Raw genomic sequence first — 24,976 nt, 5'->3', positions numbered from 1 at the left:
TAGCTAACGCGTCGGGCCGGCGTAGCACAGCGGTAGTGCAGCGGTTTTGTAAACCGAAGGTCGGGAGTTCAATCCTCTCCGCCGGCACCACGCTTTCGTGTGTAAGCGCAATAGGTTACGCTGTCTGAGGGACTTAGGCTGGCCGGGTCTCACACGGCGGTCTCACACATGGCACTTCAAATGGCGCGTCCCTGGAAGGATCCCAGCACGGGAGTCTATCACCTGCGGCAAAGGCCTCCACAGGATCTTGTCTCCCGTATCAAAGGGACACGAGTCATTCTTCACATCGATGAAAAGCCTGTGGCCGTCACTGCTGGCGCAGTGGTCCAAGTGTCCCTCCGAACCAAGGATGTTGCGGAGGCGAAGCGACGCCACAGCGAGGCTGATGCTGAACTCAAGCGCTATTGGGAAACCGTCCGGATCGGGCCACAGCCGCTGACGCATAGAGAAGTGACGGCGCTGACAGGTGAAATGTACGCCGCAGTGATGCAATGTCTCAGTGACGACCGAAGCCGATACCTCCTTAGGGTGGTCGAGGAAGCCGATCGGGTTGGGAGCGATCTCAAAACGGATCACATTAATTTCGAGACCCTGCGCGACGCCTTCCTAAGCACTCTCGAGGAGGCCGGAACACCGGCAGAGTGGGCCAAGTTCGACGATCTCCGTGCCATCCCGATGGTGACGCTCGAAGCCGCGTTCGGAGCTCAAGCGGACGCACTTCTGCAGCAAAAATCGCTTGTGACGGATGTAGCCAGTCGAGTTCTTCTGATGCGGGAGCTTTGTCGAGCAACGCGCCAAGCGGCAGACAGCGGCTTTCGAAACGCAAGCGGGGATTACAGTCTGGATAAGACACTTGCTCGCTTCCCTGCCTGGGATAACGGCGCTCGTCGTCGGGTGAAGAGGCGGTCTGTTACAATCAGCGAAATTTTTTCGGCATGGGAGGCAGGGCCAAAACAGGAAGTTCAGCCTGCGACAGTCAAACGCTATCGCTGCATATTTGGATTCCTTTCTTCATATTTCGGAGACCGTGACGTCAATTCTTTATCAGATGATGACGTTTATGAATGGGCAACTCATCGCCGCGACAAGCAAGGCGTCACCGCGCGATCAATTAACCGGAACGATTTATCCGCATTAAAAGCCGTGTTCGGATGGGCCACAACCCGTGACGCAAGGCGCTTGCTGCAACAAAACCCAGCTAGCAACGTGCGCTTGCCTGAACAAAAGTTGATTAGGACGCGGCCGAAACATTACTTTGAGAGTGAGGCAGTGCAGATTCTAACTGCGGCTGCCAACATCATTATCGATGAAAAATTGCCCTTCCAAACAGCTGCAAGGCGCTGGTGTCCTTGGCTCGCCGCCTACACTGGTGCTCGGATAAGTGAGATTGCTAATCTAAGAGGTAGCGACATTTGGTGCGAGGAAGGCTTTAACGTTATTTATTTTCGCAAAACAAAGGAAGCAGCGCCTCGGATGGTTCCTCTTCACGAGCATCTCGTTGAAACGGGGTTTCTCAAATTTGTAGAACAGAGAGGGCAAGGGGCACTTTTCTTTGACGAGACTCGCAAGCGTAGAGGGGAAAAAACGACACGGGCAGAGATGGTTGGGAAATCTGTCGCTCTTTGGGCTCACGACGTCTGCGATATTCCACAAGGCGTTTCGCCGAATCACGCATGGCGACATACATGGAAAACAAGAGCGATCCATCCGCTTTTCGATCCCTCTTTGAGAGACGCAATAACTGGTCATGCTCCTGCTACACAGGGACGACAGTACGAAGCACCTTCCATCGGGAAAACAGGTCCGGCAATGGAAAACTTCCCTCGTTACAAAATTTTATAAGAAATTAACATGAATAGTATCGGTGATATCATGCAGCAAACTCACCTAAAATCGTTGAGGGCAATGCGATGCGATTGGCTGATTGAATCCGATCTTATGGAATAAATGCCCCAAGGAGCTACGGCACGGTCAAGTGCCGTGACGCCGGCTAACGATTCACGGTGGACGTGAAGCTTGCGAGCCTGGGCTATGGCCCAGACCGCCTGTGTACTCCTCCACGCCCGAAGCTGGATCTCCAGCACCCAAGCCGCCCAGGCCGGACGAGCATCCGAAAGCCGCCGAAACCGAAGCGCAGCCTGATAAGCTAGTGTCCAATCAGGACGATGATCTGTAGCGGCGGGCGAGGAGGTCAACCGTGTCTTTTCCTCAGCGATCGCCTTCAGCCGTTAGCCGGGGGGGTCGTCACGCTCGTGATCGTGGCGACCCACCCAGCGCCAATTCTTACTCCCCAGACGCCGGGGAGCATGCCACCCGGAAACGGGGTTGGGAAATGCCCGACAGGGAGATTGGGAAGGAGAAAGCCAAGGGCGATCAGGAGTGAGAGTTTGGCCTGTCACATGTCAAAACAATCTGGCTAGGTTCTTCCGCGCCTCGGGTTTGTCCCGCCCTCAAGCCCACCACTGAACGAACGAGCTGCGGCACGTCGCAGCGCAGTTGATCGTTCTCGATGGTGGCATAGGGTAGTGTCTCAGTTTGATTTTGCGGTGAGCGCGGCGAGGAAGCAGCCCGTTGGGTGCCGGCTCAGTTTGCGAATTCCAGACACGGCGGCATCTCAGGTGCCACCGTGTCTATTTTTAGGCCCAAGGCTTCACGTCGCTGCGTCATTCTGGCATCTCCCCGGTCATGCCGAAGAAGCCCGCCCTTACCGCCTACCTTGTGGCGATCAACCAGCCGGACGGTACTGACAACGTGTACGCGATCCTCGCGAAGACGGCGCAGGATGCGCTTGAAATCGCGGTAGCGCAGGAGCCGGGCGGGCCAATGCCCCACATCGTCGGCACGCTCGGTGCTATGAGCGTAAGTCGCATGAGGCTCAAGCCGGGCGAGGCGCGGATTATCTGAGAGCAGACCTCAGGTGACGCTGTTTCTGATTTGACCAAAAAGAATATTGGTGATCACAACTAATGTGATCGAAGGTAATCAGGAAAGGCTTCATAAAGCCGACCCCGAAAGCGAAGAGCTTACGCGCCGATGGTTAGGTCGCTGCGGCTTTATCTCCGTATCAATCTGGTAAGCTTATGTTCCGCCTCTTCAATTTGGAAGTAGATGATATCCCCGAGTCAACTCAGGACGTCATCCACTACGTAGTTCAACTCCGTTGCGACATTCGTGCAGAAGTAGCGCAGAGCCGCGCGCTTCTAAGGGAGTCGAGGGAAATCCTTCGCGAAATCTCGTCTCTCAATCTGAGCTACGAATACCCTCCGACCGCGCCGCCCGACACGGCTGCCTCCTAATCGGCGGGCGGGAAATGCTCAATGAACCGTGAGCCGTCCCATAGCTCAATGTCGTGGCCGTCCACCATCGCCTTGGCGCGTTCGACAGCTTCGCTGTCATCCTGAACGGCGAAGGGAACCATGCCGATGACACCCCCGGTCTTCGCAAGCAAGAATACGCGATAGGCGGGCGGCGGTTGTTCGGTCAGTGCGGAATGGATGTGTGCCGGGCATCGCATCGCTGTTCGTTGGAAGCGGGAGCGCACGACTCTCTCAGTCATCGGTGCCAAGGGTAGAGGCCGACGATGACCAACCTTAGCCGATCTGTTTGATTGTGCACAATGGGTGCCGCACAGCCCTTTGTGCACTGAACCGTAAGACCGGAAATTTGCCAACGGGCACGCGAGGTTCAACCGTTCGGGATCAAATTTCAGACTGAGACACTACCTGGCATAGGCACGAAGCGGATCGACAGCGCCGGCCTCGCGGAAGAAGCCGAAGGCATCGTTGTGCTCGTCGGCTTCATGAGCGCCGAAAAGGGTAGACATCGGCACTTCGAGGAATTGAGCGATCTGCTGCAGCCGGCTGCTGCTGACGCGGTTCGCCCCTTTTTCGTACTTCTGGATCTGCTGAAACGTGACGCCGACGTGCTGGCCTAGCTCAGTCTGCGACAATCCCTTCTCCTTTCGCAGCGTTGCGATGCGTAGGCCGACGGTACGATCAACGTCTGTCGCGGATTTTACAGTCACAGTGGCCACCCGCTATATTAAGTAATGATTAAGTATGATGACATTCCAAATGAGAGCCAATGCGTATTTATCTTTGCAACATAGGGAATCGGCACTCGGCTGATACGCTGTAAATCCCCAGTGTTGCAAGATCGCACTATCGCTGCTGACGCATTCGAGGCTCTGTGTCGTTCAAATTCATCGCACGGGCCAACGACTTCCATGTTCAAGAAGCTTCTCCTCGCCACTGCGGCCACCGCTCTCCTGGCTGGCGCTGCTTCGGCCGCCGACCTTCCCCGTCGCGCCGCTCCCCCGATCTTCGTGCCGGTGCCGGTGTTCACCTGGACGGGTGCCTACTTCGGTATCAACGCCGGTTACGGCTTCGACGCCGGCAGCAACAGCGACCGCTACGCCCTGCCGGGTGGTTCGGTGCTAAACTCCTTCACCCGCACCCCGGTGGTCGTCTCCACCAACGGCGGCAACGATCTCGAAGGCTTCGTCGGCGGTGGTCAGGTCGGCTACAACTACCAGTTCACCCCGGGTTCGGGCGTGGTCGTCGGTGTTGAGGCGGACGCCCAGTACACCGACTTCGGCAACAAGAGCCGCACCGTGACCGGCACCATCAGCCCTGTCGCCGGCGCTCTCAACAGCCCCGTCGGTGTCCGCGTCCCGGGCAACGAGATGAACTTCTTCGGCACCGTCCGCGGTCGCCTCGGCTACGCGTTCGATCGCGTCTTGTTCTACGGCACCGGCGGCTTTGCCTATGGCGACGGTGGCACGGGTGGCGACGACTTCCGCACCGGCTACACCGCTGGTGGTGGTTTCGAGTACGCGATGCCTACCGACTCGTTCTTCAACTTCTTCAGGTCGTCCGCAGTGACGCTGAAGGTCGAAGGCCTGTACGTGAACCTCGAGAACGAAGGTCGGGCCGGCAATCGCTCGGTGTTCAACCCGGCCACCAACGTTCTTACGCTCAGCCGTTCGGTCACCGCTCGTGAGAGCGAGTTCGCCGTCGTCCGCGCTGGCCTGAACTACAAGTTCGGATCTTACTAAGGCACTTCGCCTTATATCCTCTGACTGAGCATCCCCAGCCCGATCCAGCCGGCCGCTCGGCCAACAGACGCCCTAGGAGCTTCTCCTGGGGCGTTTTTCGTATGGGCATCAATCCTGGTCATGCCGATGAGTGGATGTGGCTGGCCAGTAGGGCCGATGCGCGCATCGCGATGGCTTGGGTTGGCTCGCACACACTCTCGCCGAACTTTAGGAGGATCGTGGCTGTGGTGCAGGGCGTATGCCGCTGCACGCCGGAGTGAGCAAGCCTATGATCAAAATCCTGACGGCGATCCTGTCGGTCATCGTGGTCCTGGCGCTGGGCGCCTGCCTCACGGTTGTGACGCTTCCGTTCCGAGCCGTGCGTGGCCTGGTGCGCAGCCGAGCCGTGCCTGCATAGAGAAGCGAGTCTTTCTCCCGCACCTTAACGGTTTGTTGCCAACGTCCGGTTAGGAAGTCTCAATCTTTTGAGGATCTTTCCATGCGCGTGCTGCTGATTGAGGACGACGCTTCGATCGCCGCGAGCATCGAACTGATGCTCAAGTCGGAGAGCTTCAACACCTACACGACGGATCTCGGCGAGGAAGGTATCGACCTCGGCAAGCTCTACGACTACGACATCATCCTGCTCGACCTCACCCTTCCCGACATGTCGGGCTACGAGGTGCTCCGCAATCTGCGCGTGGCGAAGGTCAAGACACCGATCCTGATCCTCTCTGGCATGGCCAGCATCGAGGACAAGGTGAAGGGCCTTGGCTTCGGAGCCGACGATTACCTCACAAAGCCGTTCCATAAGGACGAACTCGTCGCCCGCATCCACGCGATCGTCCGCCGCTCGAAGGGCCATGCCCAATCGGTCATCACCACCGGTGACCTGACGGTGAACCTCGACGAGAAGATGGTGGCCATTGCCGGCAACCGGGTGAACCTCACCGGCAAGGAGTACCAGATCCTTGAACTCCTCGCTTTGCGCAAGGGCACGACCCTTACGAAGGAGATGTTCCTCAACCACCTCTATGGCGGCATGGATGAGCCCGAGTTGAAGATCATCGACGTCTTCATCTGCAAGCTGCGCAAGAAGCTCGCGAACGCTTCGTCCGGCAAGAACTACATCGAGACCGTCTGGGGACGCGGCTACGTGCTCCACGATGGCGTAGCCGAGATGCAGGCTTTGGCCGGTTAAGGTCTCTCATCCGCGTTTTGTGAACAGGCTTCAAAACCGTTGCGCGTCAAACGGCTGCGTCTGGCCGCCGATGGGGCCGAGCAGGTCCGGGAACTGTGCCGCCTCCGGTTGGGCCTGCGCGGCCAGTGTTTCGCCCATGGTTGCAGATCCACCGCCCATGATCGCCTGTAGGAAACTCGCAGCACTGAACGAGTGAGTTGCCCGAGCTTCCGTTGGCATCGGCCTCGGTGTCACCGGCCCGGTCGAAGCTGGCGCACTCGATACACCGAATGTTTGCTGTGAAAGTCTACGGGGCCGTTCGGCAGTTCGTCATCATCGACGGAAACGTCCGCGCCATCGAGGAAAGGATCTGCAGGAGCGCTTTGCCGGCCACGAGGAGAAGACCCGCTCGCTGGGCGGAAGGAGCGGAGTGGTGGCTCGCAAACATGCTTGATCCACGATCGAACTCCTCATGGAGGCGCTTGCCCGCCTCGGGGCTGCGTTACCGACGCGCGGGTGGCGGCGCGCTTCGCACGATGAGGCCCAACCGCGCCTTCGCCAAAAACGGGCATGGAGTAATTTAACAGGCGATCCTGCCACCTGAGGCTTTAACTAGTCGGTAGCAGCATTGCTCCTCGACGCAACCTACGATCGGCGGGGCGGCATTGACGCCGAGAGGATCAGGGCGCCGATGCGGGACAATGCCGACGGATCGAACGGGTGCCGGAGTTGAGGCCGATCCGCTCACCTACCCTGGATATGGGGCAATTCGCATCTAGCTCTAAGCCCGCGGCCGAGAGCCTTAACCTATGCATGCAAGACAGAATCGAGTTGCTGCCTGGCGCAACGCATTGGCTGCACCATGAGAAGGGTAGGACGCTAACAATGCGCCTATGACCTTTCTCAGCCAGTAGACGCCCTTCGTGTGCCCCTCAGCGAGGCCTGCTGACCGAAAACAACCTGAACTGCTATCGCGTGTTGCGAGGAGATCTTTAGCCACTTGCTAGTACATGCGTCCGTGCTGCTGTGCGACAGTAGCTTGACCGATGCTTGCTGCGGAACTCTCCTCCAGCCCTTCCCGTTTGCATAGCCCACAGAGAGAAACAACTTCTGACGGGCGCAATATGGTAGGAACCGACGAGCTTCGTTTCGGACCACTCGGCCGTAGCTGCGCGCATCTGTGTGTCGACATGCAGCGTATGTTCGCTGAGCAAACCGATTGGTGCACGCCCTGGATGCCTCGCGTTCTGCCGAAGGTGGTGCAGATCGTCGAGGCTCATCCCAAAGAGACCCTGTTCACTCGTTTCGTGCCAGCTCAAATGCCGGGCAATGGGGAAGGAACGTGGAAGCGCTACTACGAGCGCTGGACTTCTATGACGATTGCGCACCTCGGAGTAGACAGGGTCAACCTTGTCCCAGAGCTTAGCCGTTTCGTGCCGCCTGCCGAGATGATCGACAAGCACGTCTACTCGCCATGGTTGGGCACAGACCTGCACGAACGTTTGCGCGGGCGGGGCATCGACACGCTCGTGGTTACAGGTGGTGAGACGGACGTGTGCGTGCTTAGTGCCGTGTTAGGCGCTGTCGATCGCGGCTACCGCATTGTCGTCGTCACAGACGGGCTCTGCAGCTCTTCGGACGAGGCGCATGATGCGATGCTCACCCTCTACCATGGCCGATATGGCCAGCAGGTCGAGACCGTCACGACTGATACCCTGCTTCGGGGGTGGGTGTAAGGAAGCGGGCTCGTGATAGCTCGGAAACCATGCGATGCGTTCTCTGGTCTTGCTTATCGGCCATAGCAAGACTTGGCCGCAATAGGCCTGATACTTCCTCTGCCCTCACATCCTAGATGTGCATATCAGGTGAGACATCCATGCTGCACGTTGTACTGCTCGGCGACTCTGTTTTTGATAACTCTGCTTACGTGGGCGGAGCGCCAGATGTGGTAGAGCAACTGCGAACAGTTCTGCCTGAGGGCTCACAGTCCACATTGCTGGCCGTCGATGGTCACGTGATCACGGACGTGCCGCGCCAGCTGAGCCGGCTTCCAGACAGCGCGACCCACCTCGTGGTAAGTGTGGGTGGTAACGACGCGCTGAGAGCGTCCGGTGTGATCGAGCATCCCACCCGATCAGTAGCTGAGGCTCTCTACCTGTTGGCTGAGGTAAGAGAACGCTTTCAGACCGCGTACAGCGCCATGCTGGACACGGTCCTGGCGGCGGCACGCCCCACGGCACTCTGCACGATCTACGACCCACGCTATCCAGACCCTCAACGACGACGGCTGATCACGACAGCCCTCACGCTGCTGAATGACGTAATCACGCGCGAGGCCTTCACGCGTGGGCTGTCGCTGGTCGACCTGCGCGTTCTGTGCAACGAGGACGCTGACTTTGCCAACCCCATCGAGCCGTCGGTCAAAGGCGGGCAGAAGATTGCCAAGGCTATCGCGGCCTTTCTTCATGCGCGTCCTGAGATGCAAGGTGCCAGGGCCTTCGCCAGATAGCGGCGGATGCACAAAGCCCTATCGCGAGCTTCGCCCGACCCCATGGACCCGTGATGCCGCACCATCCGATCCAAATCCTACTACCCCTCTCCGATAATCAAGGCCACGGCTTTCCCGGCTCCGATTACACGTGGGTGCTGATTGGAACTTACCAAGCAGTTCGGCGGGCTGACGGCGTTTACGCGTAGTCCGGCTGAGGGTCTTTGGGCTCATGTGCGGCCGGGCGAATCCACGCCAAAGGCAGGTAATCTCAACCACCTAACCGGATGGAGACTACCTATGTGCATGCGCGACTGATCAATTTGAATTTGGCTAAAGATGACATGAGGCGTCACCTAACTTGGGTGTCCTCCTCACTGCGGCGGCAGCGGCGATGGGATAGAGATGAAGTAAATCGCGTATGCCACCAGCGCTGCGAACAAGATACCTGCCGCAATCAGGCCGAAGCGGTTACTTTTGACCGGTGACGGTTTTTTATCGATGGGAGCCATTGAACCTCCTGTTTCGCTAAAAGAACCCCGTTTTTGAAGTTTGGTTCAGTATCTCTTGAACATACTAGGTGATTCACGGATGCTCGTGTTCGGAACGGGCGGCCTCGAACTGGGCTGTGTGGACGGATTAAAATCCTTGGGCTGTCGCTCTGATGGGCGACACGGCAGACAGCGTCGAGGATTACCGTAACCGCCTGGAGGGCCGCTTTCGTGCACTCGCCCGGACGCAGGCGCTGCTCACCCGAACAGCCAATGCCGGCGTGGATCTGGCCACCCTGGTCCGAGAAGAGATCAGGGGCCAGGCGGAGCACGACGACCAGTACCGTCTCTCCGGACCGGAACTCCTATTGGCTCCAAAGGCCGCAGAAGTCCTCACGCTGGCCGTCCATGAACTGGCGACCAATGCCCTGAAGTATGGGGCTCTGGCTGAGCCGCATGGCCGGGTCATTATCGCCTGGACGGGATTATTGTGAGACACTCTCTCGTTAGCTCGCCTAGCGAACGTATGCTTCCGGCGACCATTGGAAGTTGCGTCTTCGACTAGGTTGGGTCGGGACCCGTCCGTCCGCTCCAAGACCGGGCTGGGTGGATTTGCGACTGTCAGCTTCCACGAGGCGGAGGTCACGTAGAGGGCGTACCGGAGCTGTCGGATCTCGGCAGCCCGAATCTTCGGCACGTTGGTGCGAAGCTATCGCAGGGGTTGGCAGAACTCAGCTGCGAGCCCATCAAACGCGGCGTGCAGGAAGGAGTCCAGCGGCTGATCTCCGCCCACCTGGATCCAGTCCTCAATGGCCAGGCGCATGGCGCCGAGCGAGGCCATCGCGAGGAGGCGTAAGGGCGTGCTGCGATCGGGACTCGGCCACCGCTCGACAAGCGTCGCATACAGGGCCTGCTCATGCAGGCCGTAGGTTGCCTGCTTACGCACCCTGAGGGTTTCGCTGGACCGCAGGACGCGGTCGATGCTGATGAACTCCTGGGTCCGGAAGCCTGCGGATAGCGTCAGCATCGCATCGCGGACCGCATCCACCGGCACCTTGTCGGAAGGCTGGGCCAGGATCGCCTTGTGCAGGGATGCGCTGAACCCCCGCATCTGCCAATCCAGCAGGATCTCCTCCTTCGACTTAAAGTAGTAGAAGAAAGTCCGACGCGAGATGCCGGCCGCCTCGGCGATGGCATCCAGCGTCGTCGCCTCGTAGCCGTTCCGGCTGAACAGCTTAAGGCCTGTCTCCGCGATCCTCTCCAGCGTCTCCTGACGCTTACGCGCGCGCAGGCCACTCGGCTTTGATGACACGATTTCCATTCCGGCGTTTTCGCATGCGATTTCGCACATACAAAACTGCACTCAGTGCGAATATATCTTTGCACCGAGTGCGATTTAGCGTGTGGGGCGGGAAAGACCTGGATGTCTGGCTGGACGTTGAAAGACCTTCCTTCCCAGTCGGGACGGGTTGCCATCGTGACGGGGACAGGTGGCCTCGGCTTCGAGAATGCGCTCGCACTCACGCGGGGCGGGAGCGAGGTTATCATCGCTGGGCGCAACTCGGACAAGGGCGGACAAGCCATCAAGTTGATACGGCAGAAGTCGCCTGACGCCAGGGTTCGCTTCGAAATCCTCGACCTGGCAAGCCTCGCTTCGATTGCTGCCTTCGCTCAGCGCATGGCGGGCGATCTCAACGGCGTCGACTTACTGATCAACAATGCCGCAGTGATGAATCCGCCGGTGCGCAAGGTCTCTGGTGACGGCTTCGAGTTGCAGTTCGCCACGAACTACCTCGGACACTTCGCGCTCACCGCCCATCTGTTGCCGTTGCTGCGCCGGGGGCGCACACCCCGCGTGGTCACGTTGTCCAGCGTGGCGGCCCGTAGCGGTCGCATCGACTTCGACGACCTGCAGACGGAGCGCGCCTATCGCCCGATGGCGGCCTACGCTCAGTCCAAGCTCGCCTGCCTGATGTTCGCGCTCGAACTTCAGCGCCGCAGCGAAGCGAACGGCTGGGGGGTCACCAGCCTTGCGGCGCATCCCGGGATCTCGCGGACAGACCTGTTGCCGAACGGCTCAGGTCGCTGGAGCTTCGCCGGCATCATGCGGACCTACATGTGGTTCCTGTTCCAGCCGGCATCGCAGGGGGCATTGCCGACCCTGTATGCCGCGTCCTCGCCATTTGCTTTGAGCGGGGGGTACTACGGTCCGACGCGACTGGGTGAGACCCGCGGCGCGCCGGGGCCCGCCGCCATTCCGGTCCACGCTCGGGACGAGGCCGTTGCGGCTCGGTTATGGGCCGAGTCCGAACGTCTGTCCGGCGCGGTGTTCCAATAGATCCCGGTCGTCGGACGGACCTTCCCGATCATACGTAGCGAAGCGAAGGAGCCGACGGATACCTGGGCGTCACACTGCCCGGCCAAACGGTGACCCTCCGTCGGGCCCAGTAAGTCGCCTCGACCGGCCTAATTCCCAAGATCCCATGCCCGTGGCCTTCCTCGGCCATTCCAGAGCAGCTCCCACTTGGATGGAAACGATGTCGAACGGCTCGCTCACGTTCTGGATCGTCATCGCTGCCGCCAGTGCCGCGTTCGGTGCCCTGTACGGCATCCTGTTCCACGAGGGGCCGGCCGTACTCGGCGTTACGTATGGGACGTGCATCGGCGTCCTCGCCATCGCCTACGAGCGCGGTGCCCTGTTCCCGCGTTACACGACCTGCCTCCGGCGCCTGCCCTCTCTGGCCTACTTCGCCGCGGCGGAGATGAGCTTGCTCCTCGTGATCATCATAGGAATGGGCGTGATGGGCATCGTGGTCCGAGCCCTAGGCCTGACGGACAAGAGCTTGGCGGAGGTCGTGATACCTCGGCCCCAGGCTGTCATCTACGCGATGGCTGTGTCGGCGCTCCTGATCGGCGTGTTGCGCATGCGCGACCTCATCGGCCGCAGCACATTCACCAACCTGATCCTCGGTCGCTATCATCGCCCGCGCAGCGAGGAGCGCATCTTCCTGTTCCTCGATCTTGTCGGCTCGACCGCCTATGCGGAGAAGCACGGGGACTTCGCGGCACAGGAACTGCTGAAGGACGTGTTCGAGACGATTGCCGAACCGGTTCGCCGACATCGCGGTCAGATCGACGACTACATTGGCGATCAGGTGATCATCTCCTGGCCACTGATGCGCGGCATCGAGCGGGCCAGGTGCATCGAATGCATCTTCGCGATCCAACGAATGCTCCGCGATGACCGCGACCGATGGACTAGGAGATTCGGACTCGTCCCGGAACTCCGCGCGGCGCTCCATGGCGGCAGTGTCGTCACGGCCGAGATAGGGATCGACCGGCACAAGATCGCCTACTTCGGCGACGTCATGAACGCAACCGCCCGACTGGAAGGTCTGTGCCGGGAGACAAGCCGGTCCGTGCTCGTCTCGGAAGCCGTGCTCTGCAGGATTCCCGTGCTTCCAGACGGCATCGAGGCGGAGGCCTTGGGGCAGCATGTTCTGAGGGGGCGTAGCGGGGAGATGGTCGTCCACGCGCTTACCGAACGGCGGAAATTCTCGGTCGTTGGCGAGGTCGTCGGTCAACCCCATCATGGGCGCGGGGTTGCGGCGTCCCATCGCTTGTCTTGAACGGGTGTACCGTAAGCGCCGCTGGATGACGGCTAGAGCGCTCTCCGCCGAAGTGGATGCCGGTTCGGCGAAAAAGAGCGCGGCAAAACAGAGGCTTAGAGATGTGTCCCGACCCAACGTGGTCGGACGCAGCTCTAGATGTCCATCCCGACCCCGAATGCTTCCGACGAAGGCCACAAGGCTCCCGCCCGATCAACCTGCCGTCAAACACCGTGAGACGTTCATGCCCATCACCGCCGATGTCCCGCAACGCACGGACGCCTTCCCGGCACCGACGAATCGTAGCCTCAGCCGCCGCCGCTTCGGCACGATGGCCCTGGCGTCGGGTGCCGCAGCCTGGCTCTCGTCCCTGTCGGCCCAGGCGCTGCCGGCATCCGAGGAAGCCCGGGTCATCGACTTCGAATGGGTCGATCCGACACGCGACCGCGCGGTGCCGGCGCGGCTCTACTGGCCAGCCTCCGCGACCCGGAAGGGACCGGTCCCGCTCATCGTCTTCTCCCATGGGCTCGGCGGTTCGCGAAAAGGCTACAGCTACCTCGGCGAGGGGTGGTCGGCGCGCGGGATCGCGAGCCTGCACATCCAGCACGTCGGCAGCGACCAGACGCTTTGGGAGGGCAACCCGATACTGCTCCTCGACCGTCTCGATGGGGCAGCGGACGAGCAGGAAGCCATAGAGCGGACGCGGGACGTGAGCTTCGGCCTCGACCGCCTGCTCCATCGTGACAATCCCTTCCAAACCGCCATCGACAGGAAACGCGTTGTCGCGGCCGGTCACTCATACGGGGCGAACACGACCCTGATCCTGACCGGCGCTCAGGTGATCCGCAACGGGAAGCCCATCGGGGGCCGGGACCCACGCTTCACGGCGAGTATCGTGATCTCAGCCCCGCCCTTCTACGGCGAAGCCGACCTCGCGGCAGTTCTCGCTTCTGCGGATGTCCCCTCCCTCCACGTGACCACGACCGTGGACACGATCCGCATCCCCGGCCGTTACTCCCCGGTGCAGGACCGCATCGACGTCTTCAACGCCATCCCTACGGCACGAAAGGCCCTCGTCGTGTTCCAGGGCGGTTCGCATAGCGTCTTCACCGATCGATCCCTTAGGAACGGCGGGCCGCTGAACCCTCTGGTGAAGCGTGCGACGATGGAAGCCGGCATAGCCTTCCTCGACCTCGTTCATCGCTCCGATCCCGCTCCAATGGAGGAATGGAACGTGACCTGGAAGCCGATCCTGGCCGCTGCACCGGTGCCTTTTCCGGTCCCGACGAGACAAGCGGACCGTAGACGTCGCGCCTGAGGTTCGGACCACATTATTGCTCAATGAAGCGGCCGGCGCGACCTAATCCCACGGCTGGCGGACGCTACGGCATTGATGGGTTCGAACTCATATGCGTTGCCGTCTACGTACTTGCATGCACCCACTTCGAGACGTCCGCTCAGCCCCTCGCGACCGTGATGATCTGCCGCCATGCCGGGACGCGGCGAGGCCGCTATCCCGTCCTGCTCTCGCCACTACTGCCCCGGCTTAATAGCCCGAATGATCCGTTGTGGAAAAAGGCAATACAGCTGATCTGGCGATCCGCCTACGTCGCGCGGAACGACGGCATACCAGGACCGTTCGTTCCATTGCAGCGTGCTACGGGCGAACCCGCCTGCTGATGCTGCTGGCCACTTTGATCGGACACCTGCCATGGCTCAGAGCCGCGACTTCGCACGTCCCGCTGCTCTCATGGCGTTGGGAGCCGCAACTCTCGGTCTTACCGCCGTTGTGGTGAGTGCGAGAGCACGACAGGCGGAGCGGGACAACCCGCCGACCGGCCGGATCATCGACGTTGATGGCCTTCAAGTTCACTATGCCGAGGTGGGCGACGGCGAACCTCTGGTGCTCCTGCACGGCAACGGCAGCATGCTCCAAGATTTTATGTCGAGCGGCTTCGTCCAGGCAGCAGCCAAGCGCTATCGCGTCATCGCCTTTGATCGACCGGGCTATGGTTATACCGAGCGACCCCGCAGCACCATCTGGACACCCTCCGCCCAGGCAGATCTACTTCGCACGGCGCTGCAGCAAATTGGGGTCTCGCACTCCCTCGTGCTGGGCCACTCCTGGGGTGCCTCTGTCGCCATCGCCCTCGCGCTCGACCACCCGGACATGGTCCGGGGCCTTATCCTAGAGAGCGGGTACTACTACGGTTCAGTCCGTGCGGACGTCGTACTGATGTCCGGTCCCGCCTTGCCGCTCATCGGCGACATCCTGCGCTACACCGTTTCGCCTCCCGTCGCTCGTCTTCTCTGGCCGTCAATGATCCGGAAGCTGTTCAGCCCTGCACCGGTGGCCGCTACGTTCGAAGGCGTCCCCTCCGAGATGGCAATCCGTCCCTCGCAGTTGCGGGCCAGCGCGGCCGAGTCTGCATTGATGATCCCAGACGCGCTGGCGGTCCAAAACCGCTACGCCGAACTCTCAATGCCGGTGGCCATTGTCGCCGGAGCTGGGGACAAGATGGTGGATCTTGCCACTCAAGCCGTGCGCCTGCATCGCGTGCTACAGAATAGCAGCCTGCATGTCGTGCAGGATTGCGGTCATATGGTGCATCATACCGCTCCCGGTGAAGTGATGTCAGCTGTGGAGACAGTTGCCCAGGCGGTCGAAGCGGCGCCGCGCCTCAAAACCGATGGGTAGCGGTTAGAGCGCGTTCCAGCAGGGAATAGGCGGTGGCTATCGATGCCGGGGCGATATTCCAATGGGGTCGACTTGGTAGGTTAAGATTGTGAAGACGCAGTCGAATCCTTCCCACTGGTTAGACCGATGGCCTGCTATCTCCGCAGGGCCGTACGACCCGTTTAATGAGCTGCACCATGCTGCTGGAGTGGCGCCCTTTGGCTCACGAGATCCTCGTCTTGCTTCCGCCAATTTGGGCCAAAGTCCCTGGAAAAATTCGCGAACGCTGGCGGCAAAAGTATGCCTCGGCCTTATGCGGGAAACTCACCTAAATGCGCCGAAGGCAACGGTTAGACGGGTGCCTTCTCAGCCTTCGCGCATTCCGGTCTCTCTTGCCTTTCCTTTTAGGGAAGGTTGCAACCGGCCGCTCGTCCTCGCCACGCTCCTTGAGTGAGAATGCGCAGCAAGGCATTCCAGGAGACCGGACCGTGCAGCGCCTGACCGACATGCTCCGGCGGTTGGTCGAGAAAGCAATGGCGGCGGATGTTCGGTTCGCTCCTTTCATTGGGATCGGTTGCCCCGGAGAGATCCGCTCGGACGGCACCATCGCCTGCGGTACGCAGAACCTTCCCGGTGACTGGGAGGTGGACGGTTTCCACCTCCCGGAACGTGTTCGCTCTGCCCTGCCGGTCATTGCTGGCACCGAAACCGTCATCGTTTTGCACAACGATGCGGTGGTCCAGGGCCTGAGCGAATTGCCTTACATGCGTGATGTTCAGCGCCGGGGCATCCTGACCATCGGCACAGGTCTGGGCAACGCCCGCTTCACCTGGGCTCAAGACGAGTAGGGTTCGACCCCCAACATACACTCTGCAGCCTTCCGAGCACTGAGAACGGCGTTTTCCTCAGGCCGATCGACCGCCTATGGCGCATTATAGCGATCACCGGCCTGGGCGCGCGAAGCGTAGCGGACGCGAAGCACCCTGTGAAGAAAGAACAGCTAGCGAGCACGTTTGAATGAGATGCTTATTTCCAGGATATAATCATTATAGTGAGCGCCTCGGGCGAATATATGGGGTGGCGGCATGCTCGAACACTGTGGCACGACAAGAAACGCCTCGGCGGACCACCTCAATGACGAGCGCCAAATCCTTCCGTAGCATCGCCATCCTCCGGACCGTTTTCCTCCCGCTCCAACCTGCAGTAATCGACCAGTAAACGCTGAAAGGGAGCGAGGTCGGTCGCCTCAAGGTAAGTGTTCTCACGTTTGATGGCTGCACGACATTTGGCGATCTCTTGGTCCGCCTCCCGGTCGACATCCGCCGTCTGCGCAGAGCTCAATGTCTGCAGCGATCCCAATCCCATTCGATCAGCAATTGCTACGCGGATCTCGTCACGCTTGGCCACCAGCTTGTTCACGATGCTCTACCTCCGCGCCATGACAGGCTTCTTCCCAGGTAACTGCAAGATGCCAAATATGGCTCCCAGCGGATCAACATCTTTATGCGGGCAGGCATTTCCTTAGGCGGCTCAAGTGAATTCGCGTCCTTTGATATTGAAACTGGCGATGCACTCGAGATGCATGATTGAAGTTCCGCCTTTCCTCGAATCCAGGCGTTGCAGTATGCGGCCTTGAAGGCTGAAATCGGGTCAGTATCCTTTGTCGACAAGAGCCCACGCGTCGGTCCGCTTAAGGGCTACGCTTGCGGCCGCCAGTGCGACCCCGTCGAATCACTTCCGGCCAATGCTCTGTATTGCAAGGTCGGTCTGAGTAGGGTCGGGACTTGCTGGTCTTCTCTACTGCCGGAGCGGGTAGTTTGCGGGCATGCAGCTTTCAGAAAGGAAAGTGCCGGAATCTGCGGCCTTCAGACCTGTTCGACCGAGCGTTCAGTCCCTACCGCTCCTAGCGAAAGCCCCGAGCGAGACGCGCGCCACCTCTCGCAGAGCCTCGCGATTGGCCCCCGACGACGCGATGACGCCCATGCCAGAGGCCACCGTCGACAGGAATCGCGCCAGTGCCGCAGGATCCGCGTCCTCCGGCAGATCGCCGTCGGCCTTTGCCTGAATGAAACGCCCGAGGAGTTCCGTCTCCGACTCGGCCCGGCGCGAGGCCAGCTCGAACGGGATGTTCTCCGAGCCGGCGCCGCAGGCGAGTCCGCCCTGGACGAGAAGGCAGCCGGGCGGATTGGCCGGGTCGGTATGGCTCTCGGCAATGCTGCTCAGGAAGCGCTCGGCCACGTCGCGCGCCGTGGCGCCGGCGAGCACGTAGCGCATGTGCTCCGACCGCCGCAGCGCGTAGCGATCGAGGGCGGCCTTGAGGAGGCCCTCTTTGCTGCCGAAGGCTGCGTAGAGGCTCGGCGCCTTGATGCCCATCGCCTTCGTCAGCATGGCGAGGCTGGCGCCGTCGTAGCCGTGACGCCAGAACACCTCCATCGCCTCGTCGAGGGCTTTGTCCCTATCGAAGGACCTGGGTCGCCCCATCACCATTGTCAGCTGACTCCAACTTTTATAACGAGTGGTAGATAAGTCTCTTGACGCCCGCCGTCCATGCCGACATGTGTAGCGAACTCTACAGATGTCGGAGTCGGCCGTGAACCCTTCGCCTCACGCTTCCCCTACCCGTTCCGGTTTTCGGCGCAGCCTTGCGGCCGGTGTTGCCTTCGCTCTGCTGGCGGGCGCCTTCGTTCAAACCCTCCCCAGCCTGACGGCGCACGGAACGGAGGCGGTCGCCGCACCGGCGCCGGCCGAGCCCGCGACGCCGGTGCCCGTCGCCACCGTCGCGCCTCGCCCGGTCGTGCTGTGGGACGAGTTCTCCGGCCGACTCGAAGCGGTTGACCGGGTCGACGTCCGGGCACGTGTTGGCGGAGCGATCCAGGCGACGCACTTCACCGAGGGCGAACTCGTCAGGCCCGGCGACCTGCTGGTGACCATCGACCCCGCACCCTACGCCACCGAAGTCCATCGCCTGGAGGCACAGGCCGCCGGCGCCGAGGCGCGTCTCGCCCTGACCGCAAGCGACTTCGAGCGTGGACAGCGGCTTTCCGACCAGCGCATCGTCACGGCCCGCGATCTCGATGTCCGCGCCAACGCGTTCAAGGAAGCCAAGGCGAGCCTCGACGCTGCCAAGGCGACGCTGGAGGCCGCCCGGCTCAACCTCAGCTACACGGGGGTGAGGGCCGCAGTCGGCGGACGCGTTGGACGCCGTGAGATCACGCCGGGGAACCTCGTCGCCACTGGCGCGGGCGCTGCTGTGCTGACCACCCTCGTCTCCGTCGATCCCGTCTATGCCAGCTTCGACGCGGACGAGACCGTCGTCCTCAAGGCCCTGGCCTCACTGGCTGACCCCTCGGGCAAGCGCGGCAGCCTCGACCGCATCCCGGTCGAGATGCTCACCGCCGACGGGGCGCGGGCGCGTGGGCACCTCCAGTTCATCGACAACAAGGTCGATGCGCGAAGCGGCACCATCCGGGTCCGCGCAAGCTTCGGCAACAGCGACGGACATCTCATCCCGGGTCAGTTCGCTCGCATGCGCCTCGGCCAGGCCGCACCCGAAACACTGCTGCTCGTGGACGAGCGGGCGGTCGGCACGGATCAGGACAAGAAGTTCGTGCTCGTTGTGGGGGCCGACGACCGCGCAGAGTTCCGTGCCGTCACCCTCGGCCGGTCCGTTGACGGACTGCGCGTCGTGAACTCCGGCCTGTCAGGCGGCGAGCGCATCGTCGTCAACGGCCTTCAGCGGCTCCGGCCCGGCATGCTCCTCCGGCCCGAGCCGGTCGCCATGGGCGCGCGGCCGCAGGACTCCGCAACGGCTCCGCGCCGAGTCGCGCAGAACTGACGGGCGGCGCAGGCCGCTCTTCCCGATCGGGCTTCTACCCGGCGGCCGCCATGCGACCGCTCTCTCTCCCCGTGCGCCCAGGAGGGCGGCATGAACCTCTCGAAATTCTTCATCGACCGGCCGATCTTCGCAGGCGTGCTCTCGGTGCTCATGTTCATCCTGGGCCTGATCTCGCTCTTCGCGATGCCGATCTCCGAGTATCCGGACGTGGTGCCACCCTCGGTCGTCGTGCGCGCGACCTTCCCAGGCGCTAACCCCAAGGTCATCGTCGAGACGGTGGCGACGCCGATCGAGGAGCAGATCAACGGCGTCGAGGGCATGCTTTACATGTCGAGCCAGGCCACGACCGACGGCATCATGACGCTCACCGTCACGTTCCGTCTCGGCACTGACCCCGACAAGGCCCAGCAGCTCGTACAGAACCGCGTCTCGCAGGCCGAGCCGCGCCTGCCGGCCATCGTGCGCCAGCTCGGCATCGTCACGGTGAAGTCCTCGCCGGACCTGACCATGGTGGTGCACCTCGTCTCGCCCAACGGGCGCTACGACATGACCTACCTGCGCAACTACGCGGTGCTGAACATCAAGGATCGGCTCGCCCGCCTCGACGGCGTCGGGCAGGTGCAGCTTTTCGGCTCTGGCGACTATTCGATGCGCATCTGGCTCGACCCGCAGAAGGTTGCCGAGCACGGGCTGTCGGCCGGCGACGTCGTGCGCGAGATCCAGGCGCAGAACGTGGAGGCGGCGGCCGGTGTCATTGGCGCCTCGCCGGCAATCCCGGGACTCGACCTCCAGCTTTCCCTCAACGCCGACGGGCGGCTTACCACTGAGGAGCAGTTCGGCGACATCGTCGTAAAGACCGGGGAGAGCGGTGAGATCACCCGCCTGCGCGACGTCGCCCGGATCGAACTCGGAGCTTCCGACTACGCCCTGCGCTCGCTTCTCGACAACAAGTCCGCCGTCGCCCTGCCGATCTCCCAGTCGCCCGGCTCGAACGCGATTCAGATCTCCGACGAGGTCCGCCGGACCATGGCGGAGATCAAGCAGAACATGCCCGAGGGCGTCGACTACGAGATCGTCTATGATCCGACGCAGTTCGTGCGCGCCTCCATCGAGGCCGTGATCCACACTCTGCTGGAAGCCATCGCCCTCGTCGTCCTCGTGGTGATCCTGTTCCTGCAGACCTGGCGCGCTTCGATCATCCCGCTTCTCGCCGTGCCGGTCTCCATCGTCGGCACCTTCGCGGTGATGCACGTCTTCGGCTTCTCCATCAATGCGCTCAGCCTGTTCGGCCTCGTGCTCGCCATCGGCATCGTGGTCGACGACGCCATCGTGGTCGTCGAGAACGTCGAGCGGAACATCGACAGTGGCCTGTCGCCACGAGACGCCAGCTACCAGGCCATGCGCGAGGTCTCCGGACCCATCATCGCCATCGCCCTCGTGCTCGTGGCGGTATTCGTACCGCTCGCCTTCATCAGCGGCCTGACGGGCCAGTTCTACAAGCAGTTCGCCCTTACCATCGCTATCTCGACCGTCATCTCGGCCGTCAATTCGCTGACCCTGTCGCCGGCACTCTCGGCGCTGCTGCTGAAAGACCACCACGCCCCCAAGGACCGCCTGACCCGCATCCTCGACGGGATGCTCGGCTGGTTTTTCCGGCGCTTCAACCGCGTCTTCGGCCGAGCCTCGGACGGGTACGGGCGAGGCGTTGGTTTCGTCGTCTCCCGCAAGGCGACAATGATGGTGCTCTACCTCGTCCTCGTCGGTCTGACCGTGGTGCTGTTCCGCCAGATCCCCGGCGGCTTCGTGCCGGGCCAGGACAAGCAGTACCTCGTCGGCTTCGCGCAGCTGCCGGACGGCGCGACCCTCGACCGGACCGAGGACGTGATCCGCCGTATGAGCGAGATTGCCCTGAAGGAGACCGGCGTCGAAAGCGCTGTCGCCTTCCCAGGCCTCTCCATCAACGGCTTCACCAACAGTTCGAACTCAGGGATTGTGTTCTCCACCCTGAAGCCATTCGAGGAGCGCCGCTCGCCGGCCCTGAACGGCGGTGCCATCGCCCAGTCGCTCAACAAGAAGTTCGCGGCAATCCCCGAGGCCTTCATCGCGATGTTTCCGCCGCCGCCTGTGAACGGCCTCGGCACCATCGGCGGGTTCAAGATGCAGATCGAGGACCGGGCCGGCCTCGGCTACGAGGCGCTCAACGACGCGACCAAGGCCTTCCTGGCCAAGGCCGCCCAGGCCCCGGAGCTCGCGGGCCTCTTCTCGAGCTTCCAGATGAATGTGCCGCAGCTCTTCGCCGACATCGACCGGACGAAGGCTCGACAGCTGCGCATCCCTGTAACGGACGTGTTCGACACGCTGCAGATCTATCTTGGCTCGCTCTACGTCAACGACTTCAACCGGTTCGGCCGCACCTACTCGGTCCGGGTTCAGGCCGACGCGCCCTTCCGCGCCCGCTCGGACGACATCGGGGCGCTGAAGGTGCGGGCGGGCTCCGGCGAGATGGTGCCGCTCGCCGCACTGCTTCGCGTCCGGCAGACGGCCGGGCCGGAACGCGCGATGCGCTACAACGGCTTCCTCTCGGCCGACATCAACGCCGGTGCGGCACCGGGCTACTCCTCGGGCCAGGCCCAGGCGGCCGCCGCCCGCATCGCGGCCGAGACCCTGCCGCGCGGCTTCGCCTTCGAGTGGACGGACCTGACCTACCAGGAGTTCATCGCCGGCAATTCCGGGATGTGGGTATTCCCGCTGGCGCTGCTCCTCGTCTTCCTCGTGCTTGCCGCCCAGTACGAGAGCCTGGCCCTGCCGCTCGCCATTCTGCTGATCGTGCCGATGGGCCTGCTCGCGGCGATGTTTGGGGTCTGGCTTTCAGCGGGCGACAACAACGTCTTCACCCAGATCGGCCTCATCGTCCTCGTCGGCCTCTCGGCCAAGAACGCGATCCTGATCGTGGAATTCGCCCGTGAACTTGAATTCGCCGGCCGCACGCCGCTTCAAGCCGCCATCGAGGCGAGCCGCCTTCGGCTGCGGCCGATTCTGATGACTTCGATGGCCTTCATCATGGGCGTGCTGCCCCTGGTGACAGCCACCGGTGCCGGCTCGGAAATGCGCAGCGCCATGGGCGTTGCGGTGTTCTCCGGTATGATTGGCGTCACCGCCTTCGGCCTCTTCCTGACGCCGGTCTTCTACGTCCTCCTGCGTCGCCTCAGTGGCAACCGGCCGCTCAAGCAGCATGGCGGCAGCGCCCCGGTTGTTCATCAGGAGCGGATCACAGAGGCCGCATAATGGTTCCGTACCGACGGGCTGGTCTGCCTGAGCCGGCATGGATCTGCTGCACCTCGAAAACGTCACCCAACGACTGCTTTCGGAAGAGGTTGGATCCGAAATTTACTGCGACATTGGGTCGGGTCCCGGTGGTCCGCTCTATGACCAAGAAGGGTGGATTTCTGCCGGTCCGCTTTTGGAATGCGGTTCGCCCAATCAGACATACGCCCAAATGGCTGAGCCCACGTGGTCTTACTCTTCGGTGCCCTGCTTCTCGCATGGCATGGCTTCTACCGCTTCGTCACGGCGATCAGCGCTGTCGAGGGGACAGGCACATCTCACCGCGGATGGATCGAGACGTCGATGCCAAAGCGACCTCGTAATAAGGGCTGTAATGCGCTCCCTGATCGCGTCAAATCCCGCGTCACGTCGCTCGGAAGCAGCGGGCGATGAGGCCCCGCAGAGCAAGTCGCAGGCTCGCCGTGCGCGCGATCGGGTCCACTGCCTGCGTAAATAGTCGCAAGATCAGGGTTCGACGCTGCAAAGGGTTTGGTGCGAGGGCAACCGCATAGTTGCCCGCCTGCACCGCAAGAAAATTGGCTGGAACCCAGCCGGTTGGCTCGATCAGGACATCGAGGCCGTCACCCACTGCGAAGGCGTGGCCCGGTGCGGTGAGACGCAGCCGGGCGGTCTCCATGCCGAGGGTCGCCAGAACCGCGTCGTAAGCGACCCCGCCCGACCTCACCCGCACGGGCTCTTCGATCCGGAACTCCTCCGCCCCGCGGGGACGCTCGAAGCAGACCAGGAAGGCGACGAAGCAGAACAGCATGGCGACGCCGGCCCAGATCAGGTTGAAATAGTCGAGGGATGAGATCTCGGTGGCCCCGGACGGGGAGACGAACGACCAGACGATCGCGCCGGCGGAGAGCAGGGTGATCGCTCCGAATCCTGCCGCCATGCGCCAACGCACCATGGACACCGAGCGATCGCCGCCCTTGTCGGTAACCTTGAACGGACGACCGAACGGCCGGATCGCGGCGGATGCCAGGGTGAGCGTGATGGCCAGGGCCGTCATGATGTGCGTGACCTCCATGAACAATGGGAGGGTGCGCCGTCCGGACACCCAGCTACTGTAGGTCCAGAGGGCGAAGAGCGTCGGCAGGCCGTAGCGAAGGAACGAGAGGTAGTCGGCGTGGAAGGCCGGCATATCGAAGAGCCAGTAGATCGACGGGGCCACCAGCATGAGCACGATGAACGGCTTGCATAGCCAGTTCAGCACTCCGTGGAAGTAGTGCAGCCGCTGCAGCAGGGTGTAATCGCCGCTGCGGAAGGGGCCGACCTTGAGCAGAGCAACCTGAATCGTGCCGAGGCACCAGCGAGTGCGCTGGGTGATGTATTCCGGTAGTCCCTCCGCCGACAACCCGGCACTAAGGCGCTCGTTGAGCCAATGGGTGCGATAACCGTGGCGCATCAGCGAGTAGGTGAGATTGATGTCCTCGCAGATCGCATCGTGCGGGAATCCCCCCATCTCCTCGACGCGGTCGCGCCGCACCAGGAACGAGGTGCCGACGCAGAAGGCGCAGCCCCAGGCATCCTTGGCCGGCTGGAACACGTCGAAGAAGATCCGCTGATCGTCGACCCAGGCCTCGGACGCCATCAGGTTGTGCTGGATGGGATCGGCGTTGAAGAAGAATTGCGGAGTCTGGACGACGGCCGCTCGCTCGTCGTGGAAGAGGCCGACGGCGCGGCGCAGGATGTTGGGCGCTACCGCGAAATCCGCGTCGAGCACCAGGATGATCGGCGCGTTGGACCGGCTCGCGGTATGACGCAGGGCATTGTTCAGGTTGCCGGCCTTGGCACCGTGGTTGTCGGGCCGCGTGACGTAGTTCGCCCCGACCTCCTCGCAATAGGTCCGCAGCCAGTCGCGCCGGGTGTCGTCACAGACCCACACCGTGGCGTTCGGGTAATCCACCGCCAACGCCGGGATGATCGACTTCTCGACCACGTCCAGGGGCTCGTTGTAGGTGCAGATGAAGATGTCGACGGCGGGCCAAGCACCGCTCACCGAGAGCCGCGCCTCCTCGCGGTCGGCCTCGGCGGACCGGTCCTCGAAGCGGAATAGGATGACGATGGACATCAGCGTGTAGAGGATCGCCACCATCTCGAAGGCGAAGAACAGGTAGGGCCAGAGCATGTCGAGCCCCGGCTCGAAGCTTGGAAGGGTGTCGTGCCAGCGCCAGGCGGCGTAGCAGACGATGAACACGGCCGTGGTTAGGCCGAACAGAATGCGGGCGGCGGCGCTCGTGCGGTCGAGCAGGCCCGCCATGACGAGGAGCCCGATGAGAATACCGAGATCGATGGTGAGGACGGACAGGACGTCCTGAGGCGCTTCGAACAT

General features: G+C 62.0%; 22 protein-coding genes and 1 tRNA gene. 16 read left to right on the top strand and 7 right to left on the bottom strand.

Annotated elements, in window-relative coordinates; genetic code table 11:
- The first annotated feature begins 15 nt into the window (after nucleotides 1-15).
- The 3 genes from ACYQOP_RS05000 to ACYQOP_RS04990 all read left to right on the top strand — a co-directional run bounded on the left by ACYQOP_RS05000 (nucleotide 16) and on the right by ACYQOP_RS04990 (nucleotide 2,904).
- Nucleotides 16-90: transfer RNA gene (locus tag ACYQOP_RS05000), tRNA-Thr, on the top strand.
- A gap of 78 nt (nucleotides 91-168) precedes the next feature.
- Nucleotides 169-1,842 (top strand): DUF6538 domain-containing protein, encoded by a 1,674-nt coding sequence (locus tag ACYQOP_RS04995; RefSeq protein ID WP_461221471.1) that lies wholly within the window; start codon nucleotides 169-171, stop codon nucleotides 1,840-1,842.
- An 843-nt stretch (nucleotides 1,843-2,685) separates the two neighbouring features.
- The gene (locus ACYQOP_RS04990; RefSeq protein ID WP_461221469.1) at nucleotides 2,686-2,904 is read left to right on the top strand and encodes a hypothetical protein; all 219 of its coding nucleotides are present in this window, start codon (nucleotides 2,686-2,688) and stop codon (nucleotides 2,902-2,904) included.
- Between the two features lie 388 nt (nucleotides 2,905-3,292).
- Here the strand turns inward: ACYQOP_RS04990 and ACYQOP_RS04985 are convergent, their stop codons facing one another.
- The gene (locus ACYQOP_RS04985; RefSeq protein ID WP_461221467.1) at nucleotides 3,293-3,541 is read right to left on the bottom strand and encodes a hypothetical protein; all 249 of its coding nucleotides are present in this window, start codon (nucleotides 3,539-3,541) and stop codon (nucleotides 3,293-3,295) included.
- A 177-nt stretch (nucleotides 3,542-3,718) separates the two neighbouring features.
- Nucleotides 3,719-4,033, bottom strand: a complete 315-nt coding sequence (locus ACYQOP_RS04980; RefSeq protein WP_461221465.1) for a helix-turn-helix domain-containing protein — start codon at nucleotides 4,031-4,033, stop codon at nucleotides 3,719-3,721.
- 192 nt (nucleotides 4,034-4,225) lie between these two features.
- Between ACYQOP_RS04980 and ACYQOP_RS04975 the strand changes: the two genes are divergently transcribed.
- From ACYQOP_RS04975 to ACYQOP_RS04955, 5 genes are all read left to right on the top strand, one after another.
- A complete protein-coding gene (locus tag ACYQOP_RS04975; RefSeq protein ID WP_461221463.1) occupies nucleotides 4,226-5,056 on the top strand; it encodes an outer membrane protein in 831 nt (276 codons plus the stop codon).
- 268 nt (nucleotides 5,057-5,324) lie between these two features.
- On the top strand, nucleotides 5,325-5,453 hold the full coding sequence (locus ACYQOP_RS04970) for a hypothetical protein (RefSeq protein ID WP_280136556.1): 129 nt from the start codon (nucleotides 5,325-5,327) through the stop codon (nucleotides 5,451-5,453).
- Between the two features lie 81 nt (nucleotides 5,454-5,534).
- Nucleotides 5,535-6,236 (top strand): response regulator transcription factor CtrA, encoded by a 702-nt coding sequence (gene ctrA / locus ACYQOP_RS04965; RefSeq protein WP_056428356.1) that lies wholly within the window; start codon nucleotides 5,535-5,537, stop codon nucleotides 6,234-6,236.
- A 1,103-nt stretch (nucleotides 6,237-7,339) separates the two neighbouring features.
- A complete protein-coding gene (locus tag ACYQOP_RS04960; protein WP_056428355.1) occupies nucleotides 7,340-7,951 on the top strand; it encodes a cysteine hydrolase family protein in 612 nt (203 codons plus the stop codon).
- 140 nt (nucleotides 7,952-8,091) lie between these two features.
- Nucleotides 8,092-8,724: an SGNH/GDSL hydrolase family protein gene (locus ACYQOP_RS04955; protein ID WP_461221461.1), complete on the top strand. Its 633-nt coding sequence runs from the start codon at nucleotides 8,092-8,094 to the stop codon at nucleotides 8,722-8,724.
- Between the two features lie 353 nt (nucleotides 8,725-9,077).
- On the opposite strand, the gene ACYQOP_RS04950 is transcribed toward ACYQOP_RS04955, so the two are convergent.
- Complete coding sequence (locus tag ACYQOP_RS04950; RefSeq protein ID WP_156467779.1) at nucleotides 9,078-9,215, bottom strand: hypothetical protein; 138 nt, start codon at nucleotides 9,213-9,215, stop codon at nucleotides 9,078-9,080.
- Nucleotides 9,216-9,367: 152 nt separating this feature from the next.
- On the opposite strand from ACYQOP_RS04950, the gene ACYQOP_RS04945 reads away from it, so the two are divergent.
- Nucleotides 9,368-9,688, top strand: a complete 321-nt coding sequence (locus tag ACYQOP_RS04945) for an HWE histidine kinase domain-containing protein (RefSeq protein WP_419953427.1) — start codon at nucleotides 9,368-9,370, stop codon at nucleotides 9,686-9,688.
- 215 nt (nucleotides 9,689-9,903) lie between these two features.
- Here ACYQOP_RS04945 and ACYQOP_RS04940 read toward each other — a convergent pair whose 3' ends face one another.
- Entirely contained in the window at nucleotides 9,904-10,545 is a 642-nt protein-coding gene (locus tag ACYQOP_RS04940; protein WP_419953428.1) for a TetR/AcrR family transcriptional regulator, read from the bottom strand.
- A gap of 72 nt (nucleotides 10,546-10,617) precedes the next feature.
- Between ACYQOP_RS04940 and ACYQOP_RS04935 the strand changes: the two genes are divergently transcribed.
- From ACYQOP_RS04935 to ACYQOP_RS04915, 5 genes are all read left to right on the top strand, one after another.
- Nucleotides 10,618-11,532, top strand: coding sequence for an SDR family oxidoreductase (locus tag ACYQOP_RS04935; RefSeq protein ID WP_461221459.1), 915 nt, complete (start codon nucleotides 10,618-10,620; stop codon nucleotides 11,530-11,532).
- 199 nt (nucleotides 11,533-11,731) lie between these two features.
- The gene (locus ACYQOP_RS04930; RefSeq protein ID WP_419953430.1) at nucleotides 11,732-12,823 is read left to right on the top strand and encodes an adenylate/guanylate cyclase domain-containing protein; all 1,092 of its coding nucleotides are present in this window, start codon (nucleotides 11,732-11,734) and stop codon (nucleotides 12,821-12,823) included.
- A gap of 223 nt (nucleotides 12,824-13,046) precedes the next feature.
- On the top strand, nucleotides 13,047-14,120 hold the full coding sequence (locus ACYQOP_RS04925; RefSeq protein WP_461221457.1) for an alpha/beta hydrolase family protein: 1,074 nt from the start codon (nucleotides 13,047-13,049) through the stop codon (nucleotides 14,118-14,120).
- Between the two features lie 393 nt (nucleotides 14,121-14,513).
- The gene (locus tag ACYQOP_RS04920; RefSeq protein WP_461221455.1) at nucleotides 14,514-15,500 is read left to right on the top strand and encodes an alpha/beta fold hydrolase; all 987 of its coding nucleotides are present in this window, start codon (nucleotides 14,514-14,516) and stop codon (nucleotides 15,498-15,500) included.
- Nucleotides 15,501-15,967: 467 nt separating this feature from the next.
- Entirely contained in the window at nucleotides 15,968-16,327 is a 360-nt protein-coding gene (locus tag ACYQOP_RS04915; protein ID WP_461221453.1) for a hypothetical protein, read from the top strand.
- A gap of 283 nt (nucleotides 16,328-16,610) precedes the next feature.
- Here the strand turns inward: ACYQOP_RS04915 and ACYQOP_RS04910 are convergent, their stop codons facing one another.
- Together ACYQOP_RS04910 and ACYQOP_RS04905 are read right to left on the bottom strand one after the other, a co-directional pair.
- Entirely contained in the window at nucleotides 16,611-16,898 is a 288-nt protein-coding gene (locus ACYQOP_RS04910) for a hypothetical protein (protein WP_207410928.1), read from the bottom strand.
- 468 nt (nucleotides 16,899-17,366) lie between these two features.
- Entirely contained in the window at nucleotides 17,367-17,966 is a 600-nt protein-coding gene (locus ACYQOP_RS04905) for a TetR/AcrR family transcriptional regulator (RefSeq protein WP_207410929.1), read from the bottom strand.
- Between the two features lie 88 nt (nucleotides 17,967-18,054).
- On the opposite strand from ACYQOP_RS04905, the gene ACYQOP_RS04900 reads away from it, so the two are divergent.
- Complete coding sequence (locus ACYQOP_RS04900; RefSeq protein ID WP_461221451.1) at nucleotides 18,055-19,314, top strand: efflux RND transporter periplasmic adaptor subunit; 1,260 nt, start codon at nucleotides 18,055-18,057, stop codon at nucleotides 19,312-19,314.
- A 90-nt stretch (nucleotides 19,315-19,404) separates the two neighbouring features.
- The gene (locus ACYQOP_RS04895; RefSeq protein WP_461221449.1) at nucleotides 19,405-22,599 is read left to right on the top strand and encodes an efflux RND transporter permease subunit; all 3,195 of its coding nucleotides are present in this window, start codon (nucleotides 19,405-19,407) and stop codon (nucleotides 22,597-22,599) included.
- Between the two features lie 403 nt (nucleotides 22,600-23,002).
- Here the strand turns inward: ACYQOP_RS04895 and ACYQOP_RS04890 are convergent, their stop codons facing one another.
- The gene (locus ACYQOP_RS04890; protein WP_461221447.1) at nucleotides 23,003-24,976 is read right to left on the bottom strand and encodes a glycosyltransferase family 2 protein; all 1,974 of its coding nucleotides are present in this window, start codon (nucleotides 24,974-24,976) and stop codon (nucleotides 23,003-23,005) included.

It is taken from the genome of Methylobacterium sp. CM6247, from assembly GCF_054817925.1.
This window is presented reverse-complemented; position numbering and strand designations above follow the sequence as displayed.

Excerpts from the sequence above, each read along its gene's own strand:
- ACYQOP_RS04945 (WP_419953427.1), top strand. The coding sequence starts at position 9,368 with ATGGGCGACACGGCAGACAGCGTCGAGGATTACCGTAACCGCCTGGAG.
- ACYQOP_RS04940 (WP_419953428.1), bottom strand. The coding sequence starts at position 10,545 with ATGTGCGAAATCGCATGCGAAAACGCCGGAATGGAAATCGTGTCATCA.
- ACYQOP_RS04905 (WP_207410929.1), bottom strand. The coding sequence starts at position 17,966 with ATGGTGATGGGGCGACCCAGGTCCTTCGATAGGGACAAAGCCCTCGAC.
- ACYQOP_RS04920 (WP_461221455.1), top strand. The coding sequence starts at position 14,514 with ATGGCTCAGAGCCGCGACTTCGCACGTCCCGCTGCTCTCATGGCGTTG.
- ACYQOP_RS04950 (WP_156467779.1), bottom strand. The coding sequence starts at position 9,215 with ATGGCTCCCATCGATAAAAAACCGTCACCGGTCAAAAGTAACCGCTTC.
- ACYQOP_RS04930 (WP_419953430.1), top strand. The coding sequence starts at position 11,732 with ATGTCGAACGGCTCGCTCACGTTCTGGATCGTCATCGCTGCCGCCAGT.
- ACYQOP_RS04900 (WP_461221451.1), top strand. The coding sequence starts at position 18,055 with ATGTCGGAGTCGGCCGTGAACCCTTCGCCTCACGCTTCCCCTACCCGT.
- ACYQOP_RS04990 (WP_461221469.1), top strand. The coding sequence starts at position 2,686 with ATGCCGAAGAAGCCCGCCCTTACCGCCTACCTTGTGGCGATCAACCAG.
- ACYQOP_RS04975 (WP_461221463.1), top strand. The coding sequence starts at position 4,226 with ATGTTCAAGAAGCTTCTCCTCGCCACTGCGGCCACCGCTCTCCTGGCT.
- ACYQOP_RS04995 (WP_461221471.1), top strand. The coding sequence starts at position 169 with ATGGCACTTCAAATGGCGCGTCCCTGGAAGGATCCCAGCACGGGAGTC.
- ACYQOP_RS04895 (WP_461221449.1), top strand. The coding sequence starts at position 19,405 with ATGAACCTCTCGAAATTCTTCATCGACCGGCCGATCTTCGCAGGCGTG.
- ACYQOP_RS04970 (WP_280136556.1), top strand. The coding sequence starts at position 5,325 with ATGATCAAAATCCTGACGGCGATCCTGTCGGTCATCGTGGTCCTGGCG.
- ctrA (WP_056428356.1), top strand. The coding sequence starts at position 5,535 with ATGCGCGTGCTGCTGATTGAGGACGACGCTTCGATCGCCGCGAGCATC.
- ACYQOP_RS04935 (WP_461221459.1), top strand. The coding sequence starts at position 10,618 with ATGTCTGGCTGGACGTTGAAAGACCTTCCTTCCCAGTCGGGACGGGTT.
- ACYQOP_RS04955 (WP_461221461.1), top strand. The coding sequence starts at position 8,092 with ATGCTGCACGTTGTACTGCTCGGCGACTCTGTTTTTGATAACTCTGCT.
- ACYQOP_RS04925 (WP_461221457.1), top strand. The coding sequence starts at position 13,047 with ATGCCCATCACCGCCGATGTCCCGCAACGCACGGACGCCTTCCCGGCA.
- ACYQOP_RS04960 (WP_056428355.1), top strand. The coding sequence starts at position 7,340 with ATGGTAGGAACCGACGAGCTTCGTTTCGGACCACTCGGCCGTAGCTGC.
- ACYQOP_RS04890 (WP_461221447.1), bottom strand. The coding sequence starts at position 24,976 with ATGTTCGAAGCGCCTCAGGACGTCCTGTCCGTCCTCACCATCGATCTC.